General features: G+C 65.3%; 6 protein-coding genes. 2 read left to right on the top strand and 4 right to left on the bottom strand.

Annotated elements, in window-relative coordinates; genetic code table 11:
* Positions 1-137 precede the first annotated feature (137 nt).
* Entirely contained in the window at positions 138-653 is a 516-nt protein-coding gene (locus Q9R31_RS16465) for a hypothetical protein (protein WP_311263780.1), read from the top strand.
* An 8-nt stretch (positions 654-661) separates the two neighbouring features.
* Here the strand turns inward: Q9R31_RS16465 and Q9R31_RS16460 are convergent, their stop codons facing one another.
* Positions 662-1717, bottom strand: a complete 1056-nt coding sequence (locus Q9R31_RS16460) for a LacI family DNA-binding transcriptional regulator (protein WP_311263779.1) — start codon at positions 1715-1717, stop codon at positions 662-664.
* A gap of 2 nt (positions 1718-1719) precedes the next feature.
* On the bottom strand, positions 1720-3441 hold the full coding sequence (locus Q9R31_RS16455; RefSeq protein WP_311263778.1) for a glycoside hydrolase family 13 protein: 1722 nt from the start codon (positions 3439-3441) through the stop codon (positions 1720-1722).
* A 188-nt stretch (positions 3442-3629) separates the two neighbouring features.
* Here Q9R31_RS16455 and Q9R31_RS16450 point away from each other — a divergent pair, with 188 nt between their 5' ends.
* Complete coding sequence (locus tag Q9R31_RS16450; RefSeq protein WP_311263777.1) at positions 3630-5000, top strand: FAD-linked oxidase C-terminal domain-containing protein; 1371 nt, start codon at positions 3630-3632, stop codon at positions 4998-5000.
* A 3-nt stretch (positions 5001-5003) separates the two neighbouring features.
* On the opposite strand, the gene Q9R31_RS16445 is transcribed toward Q9R31_RS16450, so the two are convergent.
* Positions 5004-6422 (bottom strand): DUF4032 domain-containing protein, encoded by a 1419-nt coding sequence (locus tag Q9R31_RS16445; protein ID WP_311263776.1) that lies wholly within the window; start codon positions 6420-6422, stop codon positions 5004-5006.
* Positions 6423-6539: 117 nt separating this feature from the next.
* Positions 6540-7622: an ABC transporter ATP-binding protein gene (locus Q9R31_RS16440; RefSeq protein ID WP_018772048.1), complete on the bottom strand. Its 1083-nt coding sequence runs from the start codon at positions 7620-7622 to the stop codon at positions 6540-6542.
* Between the last annotated feature and the right edge of the window lie 72 nt (positions 7623-7694).

Genomic DNA, 7694 nt, shown 5'->3' with positions numbered 1-7694 from the left:
CACCGCCGGACATACTTTGGCTAGGGCCCTGACAAGGAATGTCAGGGCCCTAGCGCTTTAACGAAACAGGGCTTTAACGAAACAGGGATCTCTAGTCACAGAGGCGGTTCAAGTTGCCGCGGGTAGAGTATTCCCTCATGAGCAGTATCTTCAGCCACCCACAGGATCCTTTTGAAGACGCCGGCCAGCGGGCAACCGAGCCCTTGGAACCGGTGGTGAACACCGTAGTCGTGCCAGGCCCTGTGGCCCGGGCTTTCGCCGGCTTCACCGACCACACCCACCTGTGGTGGCCCCTGGAGCAGCACGGTGTTTACGGTGCCGGCTCCTACGTGGAGTTTGAAGAGAACCTCATCCTCGAAACAGCGGATGATGGCCGCACCAGTATCTGGGGAACCCTTGATGATTGGCAGCCGCCCCTGTCCTTCCACGCCACCTGGCATCCCGGGACTACGGCGCTGTGGTCCACGGAGCTCCTGGTGGTGTTCCGCGCCGTTGATGCAGGAACTGAGGTCCGGGTCTTCCACGAAGGGTGGGAAGGCGCGGAGGATCCTGTTGCCGCGCGCCAAGAGTATGTGCAGGCTTGGCCGCTGATCCTGGACAGGTATGCGCGGTTCATGGGAGCCGTGGATGCCACGGAGGATGCTGCAGAGTAGGGCTTGTCCTAGCCCCGCCGCGCAGAAGTGTCCGGCGGTACCGCGGTGCTGTTCCGGATCACAAATTCCGTTGGGTACTCCTGGTCCCGCGCTCCATCTGCCGCCGGGCCGCCGTCGGGATTTCCGCTGGGATTATCCAACAAAGCCAACGCGGTGGCAGCCGCCAGCCGTCCCTGTCCCCGCGGATCCTGGCTGACGGTGGTCAGCCCAAACGTCTCTGCAAGCTCGTGCCCGTCTATCCCCACGACGGAAAGATCCTGCGGGACCTGAAGGCCGAAGTCCCGTGCGGCGAGCATGACGCCCACGGCCATTTCATCCGAAGCCGCGAAAACTGCGGTGGGGCGCTCAGCAGAAGTTCCCAGGAGCCCGCGGCCCGCCGCGTACGCGCCCTGGATGGTGAAGTCGGCAGTGGCCTGCCACTCTTGCCGCAGCGTCAGCCCTGCTGCCGCCATCGCCGTGGTAAAACCCTTCTGCCGCAGCTGCGGAAGCTTGAAGTCGCGGTTCAGAGCCGCATCCCCGGTGACATGGGCAATCCGGGTATGGCCCAGCCCGATCAGGTGCCGGGTGGCCAGCATGGCCAGGCGCTCATCGTCGATTCTTATGGTTGAGGCGCCGCGCAGCGCTCCGCCGATGGCCACGATGGGACGGTGCACGGCGAGCAACTGGCCGATTTCTTCCTCGCTGAGGACCAGTGCTACCGCGATGACGGCGTCCAGGCGTTTCCGTAGGAGGAAGTCGTTCAAGATGCTGCTGCGGTGCTCCGGCTGCTCGCCCACGTTGTACAGCGTCAGGTCGTAGCCGGCGTCCAGGAGCGTCTCTGATACGCCTTCCAATACCGAGGAGAAGTACCAGCGCTGAACGCTGGGCACTACCAGCCCAATGTTGTGGTTTCGTCCGGACGCCAGGCTGGACGCGTGGTAGGAGGGAACGAATCCGAGCTCCCGTGCCGCCTCCTGTGCAAGGCGGCGGCTCCTGGAGGAGACGTTGGACTTGCCGCTCAGCGCCCTCGAGACGGTGGCTACGGACAGGCCGGCACGGCTGGCAACTTCTTTGATGCCCGCCATCGTCAGTCTGCTGCTGCGATGCTGATCCAGGCTGTTTCGCCCGAAGCCAGCAGTCCTTCCGTGCCGGATGGGGTACTGCGGATAAGGACGTGGCCGGCAGGCATCTCCAACGGCTCGTGGTTCAGGTTCATAAGCACCAGCGTAGTGCCGTTCACGTAGCCCAGTGAGGACCCGGTGCACCAGTCCTCGGCCCAGGACAGGGATCCCCTGCCGAGGTCCAGGTCGCGGCGGCAAGCCAGGGCGCGTCGGTAGAGGGACAGATGCGACGACGGCGATTCCGCCTGCAGGTCCCGCGCCAGCTCAGCGAAGGAGGCGGGAATGGGCAGCCAGGGATCGCTTCCCGAACCGAAGCCCAGGTGTTGGTCTCCGGACCGCCAGGGCAGCGGCACCCGGCAGCCGTCACGGCCAAGCCGCTGCCCGCCGGTCCGGGCGAACGTGGGGTCCTGGCGCAGGTGTCCGGGGATGTCGATGCCGTCCGGCAGCCCCAGCTCCTCGCCCTGGTAGAGGTAGGCGGCACCGGGCAGCCCCAGCATGAACAGCGAAGCGGCAGCTGCGCGCTGCCGGCCAAGTTCCTCATCCGGCTGGGGATCGGCAGTCCCGATGCCGTCGCCGTCCCGTGGACCAAGGCCGTTGTAGCCAAAGCGGCTGGCATGGCGGACCACATCGTGATTGGACAGCACCCAGGTACTCGGGGCCCCCACGCCGTCAAGGACGGTCAGGGAGTCCGTGATGACCGAGCGCAGCCTATACACGTCCAGGCCCGCATGGAGGTAGGGGAAGTTAAACGCCTGGTGCATCTCGTCCGGCCTGACCCAGTGCGCCAGCCGGTGGAGGTCCACGCTTGCCTCGGCGCAGAGGATGCGGTCCGGGCCGTACCCGTCCAGGATCAGCCGCCAGTTGCGGTAGATGTCGTGGACTGCGGGTTGGCCGAACATGGGTGCCTCGTGGCCCGGGTACCCGTCGCTGCTGCCGCCATCGGCGCGGCCGCCCCAGGCGGGCAGGCCGGGCGCCTTGACCAGGGCATGGGCTACGTCCACCCGGAAACCGGAAACGCCCCGGTCCAGCCAGAAACGAAGCACGCGCTCGAACTCTGCATGGACGGCGGGGTTGTCCCAGTTGAAGTCCGGCTGCGAGGAATCGAAGAGGTGAAGGTACCACTGTCCCGGCTGGCCGTCCGTGCCTGCTACCCGCGTCCAGGCGGGTCCGCCGAAGTGGGACTGCCAGTTGTTCGGCGGTTCCTGTCCATCGGGGCCGGTTCCGTCACGGAAGATGAACATGTCCCGCTCGGGGCTTCCTGCCGGTGCTGCCAGGGCTGCCTGGAACGCGGGGTGCTGGTCCGAGCAGTGGTTAGGCACCAGGTCCACGATCACCCGCAGGCCCAGGCGGTGGGACTCTGCCATCATGACGTCGAAGTCACTGAGCGTGCCAAAGATCGGGTCAACGTCGCAGTAGTCGCTGACGTCGTATCCGGCGTCACGCTGCGGGGAGCGGTAGAAGGGTGACAGCCACACCGCATCGACGCCCAGGTCCGCCAGGTGCGGCAGTTCCTCGGTGATCCCCGCAAGGTCTCCCACGCCGTCGCCGTTCAAGTCCCGGAACGACCGCGGGTACACCTGGTAGATCACGGCCGAGCGCCACCAGCCAGGAGCGGTGTCGGCAGCATGGACGAGCGTCAGGGGACCGGCAACAGCGGGGGTGGCCTGGGTCACAGTATCGACAGACATGATAGCCAGCATAGCGGCGAGCAGCGTTTAATGAAAACGCTTCCATCCATTAACAAGGCTGGTGGTTGCCTGTTATTACGGTATGGAGAAGACAAAAATGGAAGCGATTGCAGGAAGCTCGGTCCAGGAACGCGGCGGACAGTACGCCCTAGACTGGGGAGACATGTCCGACGACGGGTGGAGGCTTTGTGGGAAGCATCGTTGACGAGCTGGAGGCCATCCTGGCACCGGGGCAAGTGGACATCAGCGAGGTCTCGCTCCGGCGGTACGCCATCGACCAGGCACCCGTCATCGATTTCCAGCTTCCCCTGGCGGTGGTGTTCCCGGAATCGGTCGCCGATGTACGGGCAGTGGTGAAGTCCTGTGCCGGCAGTGGGGTGGCGGTCGTCCCGCGGGGTGCGGGCACTGGTGTATCCGGCGGTGCCCACGCCACCAGGAACTGCATCATCCTCTCGCTGGAGCGGATGAACCGGATCCTCGCCCTGAATCCGGATGACGAAACAGCCCTCGTGGAGCCGGGGGTGGTCAACGCTGTCCTCAACGAAGCCGCAGCAGCGCATGGCCTCATGTACGCCCCGGATCCGGCCAGTTTCCGAAGCTCCACCATCGGCGGCAACGTTGCCACCAATGCGGGCGGCCTGCGCTGCGCCAAGTATGGGGTCACCAGGGATTCGGTCCTGGCGCTGGATGTCGTCCTGGCCGACGGGTCACTCATCCACACGGGCCACCAAACCTTCAAAGGCGTGGCCGGCTACGACCTCACGGGCCTGTTCGTGGGATCTGAAGGAACCCTGGGCATCGTCGTCGGAATCACCGTTCGGCTGAAGTACCTGCCCCGGGAAGTCCACACCGTGGCCGCCTTCTACCCGGACTTCAGGATGGCCGCTGCCGGGGTCCTGGCGGTGGGCAGGGCGCGCGTCCAGCCCGCCATCATGGAACTGCTCGACGGCGGTACCCTCGCCCAGCTGGACGACATCCACGGCTCCGACCTCACCTCCCGCGGAAAATCACTGCTGCTGATCCAGACGGACGGGTTTGGGGCCGCCGCGGAGGCGGAGGTGGTGCGCCAGGTCCTCCGGACAGGCGGGGCAACAGTCAGCACGGAGGCAAACGCCGAGGCTGAGCGGCTGGTGGAGCTCCGCCGGCACAGCAGGGGGACGGAGGTGGACGACGAGTACCGCGTCGGTGAGGACGTGGCCGTTCCACGGTCCCGCCTGGTGGACTACGTCGCAGAGCTCGAAGCCATGGCGGCCAGGCAGCAGGTGCACCTCAAGGTGGTGGCCCACGCCGGTGACGGCAACCTGCACCCCACCTTCTGGATCGACCGGCAGGAGGCAGGTGTGGATTCCGCCGCGATGCAGCGGCTGCAGGTGGCACTGGACGAGTCCATTACGGCCGCATTGGCGATGGGCGGCACCATCACGGGTGAGCATGGCGTAGGCCAGTACAAGCTCCGGTGGCTGGGCCAGGAGCAGCCGGAGCCGGTCCGGGAACTCCAGCGCAGGATCAAGGACCTGTTCGATCCCGCGGGAATTCTCAACCCCGGTAAGGCGATCTAGGACTCAGTCGTCCGAGTCCGGATACTCGTCCACCGATTCGTCAGCACCGTAGCGGGATTCCTCGTTCTCCACCTCAAGGATCTTCAGCAGCTCGGTATCCGGGTTCAGCATGATCGCGGCCTCGTCCCGCCGGTGCCGGAGGATCGAGTCGATGTAGGACTGGACAGCCTCCGCCAGGGGGATGTGGCGCTCCTGCTTCTCGGACATGTACCACCGGTGCTCCAGGACCTCATGGACCACCTCGGCGTGCTCCAGCTTGCCGGACAGGTCCCGGGGGATGGCGCGCACGATCGGTTCGAAAATCTGGCTGACCCAAAGGTGGGCGCTGTATTCCTCATCCATATCCGGGTTGTTGTCCGCCCGGAAGGAGTCCATGTCATTCAGGAGGCGGCGGGCCTGGTTCTCCTGGGCGTCCAGGCCGGTGAGCCGCAGCAGCCGCCGCTGGTGGTGTCCCGCATCCACCACCTTGGGCTGCAGCTGGATGGTGGAACCGTTCTGCGTGGTCTTGATGGCGTATTCCTCGACGTCGAAGCCGAGTTCGTTCAGGCGCCGGATACGTGCACTCACCCGCCAGCGTTCGCCGAGTTCAAAGGATTCCTTCTCGGTCAGTTCGGCCCACAGCCGCCGGTAGCTGTCCATGATCAGCTCGCTGGTGGCCACCGGGTCCACCTTTTCCTCAATGAGCCCGCCGTCCAGGAGGTCCATCAGCTCACCCGCAATGTTCACGCGGGCAATTTCCAGGTCGTATTCGCGCTGGCCCGTGGAGAGGTCCGGATAGAGCTCACCCGTTTCGGCGTCCACCAGGTAGGCGGCGAACGCGCCGGCGTCGCGGCGGAACAGGGTGTTGGAAAGGGAGACGTCGCCCCAGTAGAAACCGATCAGGTGCAGCCGCACCATCAGCAGCGCCTGCGCGTCGATGAGCCGGGTGAGGGTGTCCTTGCGCAGCATCTGCGAAAAGAGTGCACGGTACGGCATGGAAAACTTCAGGTGCCGGGTCACGAGGACGGGGTTCAGCGGGCGTCCATCCGGGGTGGTGCGGCCCGTGATCACGGCCACTGGCTCCACGCAGGGGACGTCGAGCCGGGCAAGCTTGCGGAGCATGTGGTACTCGTGGCGGGCCACGTGCTCGGAGGTTTCCTTGATGGCAATCACCGAGCCGCCAAGGTGGGCGAAGCGCACGATGTGGCGTGAGATGCCCCGGGGGAGCGCCGCCAGGTATTGGGCCGGCCACTCCTCGAGTGCAATGTGCCAGGGCAGGTCCAGCAGCTCCGGATCCGCCGCCGCGGCCGTGATGCTGAGCGAGGAGGCTACCGAGGCTGCCTTGTTGTCATCGGCACTGGCGGCCACGAACCGCGGCAGCTTACCAACCTGGGCATAGTCTGTGGGTTCGTCATGCCACTGGGCGCTGTGTTCCTCGGTCATGGACTCAATTCTTCCGTAGATGGGCGCGGCCAGCTAATTCTTCTGCCGGCACGGTTAAACGCCGACGGCGGCCCGCACCATTGCGAAAAGGTGCGGGCCGCCGTCGGTTAGCCGGTGCTAGTCGCCCAGGCGAAGGCCGGTCTTGGTGTCGAACAGGTGCACGTGGCCGGACTGCGGACGAACGTAGATGACCTCGCCCTTCATCGGGGGACGGCGGCCGTCGACGCGTGCCACGATGTCGTGGTCCTTGCCGTCCAGGGTGGTGTGGCCGTAGACGTAGGCGTCGGCGCCGAGTTCTTCGACAACGTCCACCTCCACCTTCAGGCCTTCACCGTGCGGAGCGGTTTCCAGGTCTTCGGGACGGCTGCCCAGCGTAACCGTGGAGCCGTGCGCCTCTTCGAGGACATCGCGCGGCACCGGGTAGACGGTGCCGCCGAACTGAACGCCGCCGTCGACGACGGGAAGTTCCAGCAGGTTCATGGCCGGGGAGCCGATGAAGCCGGCAACGAACACGTTCTTGGGGCGGTCGTAGAGGTTTCGCGGGGTGTCGACCTGCTGCAGCAGGCCGTCCTTCAGCACCGCGACGCGGTCACCCATGGTCATGGCCTCAACCTGGTCGTGCGTCACGTAAACGGTGGTGACGCCCAGGCGGCGGGTCAGGGATGCGATCTGGGTGCGGGTCTGGACGCGGAGCTTGGCATCCAGGTTGGACAGCGGCTCATCCATGAGGAAGACCTGCGGGTTACGGACGATTGCGCGGCCCATGGCAACACGCTGGCGCTGGCCGCCCGAGAGCGCCTTCGGCTTGCGGTCCAGGTACTGCTCGAGGTCAAGGAGCTTCGCGGCTTCACGGACGCGCTCGGCGCGCTCTTCCTTGGAGACGCCGGCGATCTTCAGGGCGAAGCCCATGTTGTCGGCCACAGTCATGTGCGGGTACAACGCGTAGTTCTGGAAAACCATCGCGATGTCGCGGTCCTTCGGCGGAACATCGGTGACGTCACGGTCGCCGATCAGGATCCGGCCTGCGTTGACGTCCTCAAGGCCTGCGAGCATGCGCAGGGAGGTGGACTTGCCGCAACCGGAGGGTCCCACGAGGACCAGGAATTCGCCATCGGCGATGTCGATGTTGAGCTTATCGACGGCGGGCTTATCTGTGCCCGGGTACAGACGCGTAGCGTTATCAAAAGTAACTGTAGCCACAGTTATCAATCCCTTCACCGGCAGGTACGTGCCGGACGATCCGTTGTGAATGGTTCATGTTTATTCAGTTGT

Source organism: Pseudarthrobacter sp. BRE9 (genome assembly GCF_031844305.1).
Classification (GTDB): domain Bacteria; phylum Actinomycetota; class Actinomycetes; order Actinomycetales; family Micrococcaceae; genus Arthrobacter.
Note: the sequence above shows the minus strand (reverse complement) of the source record. Positions and strands in the feature narration are given on the sequence as shown.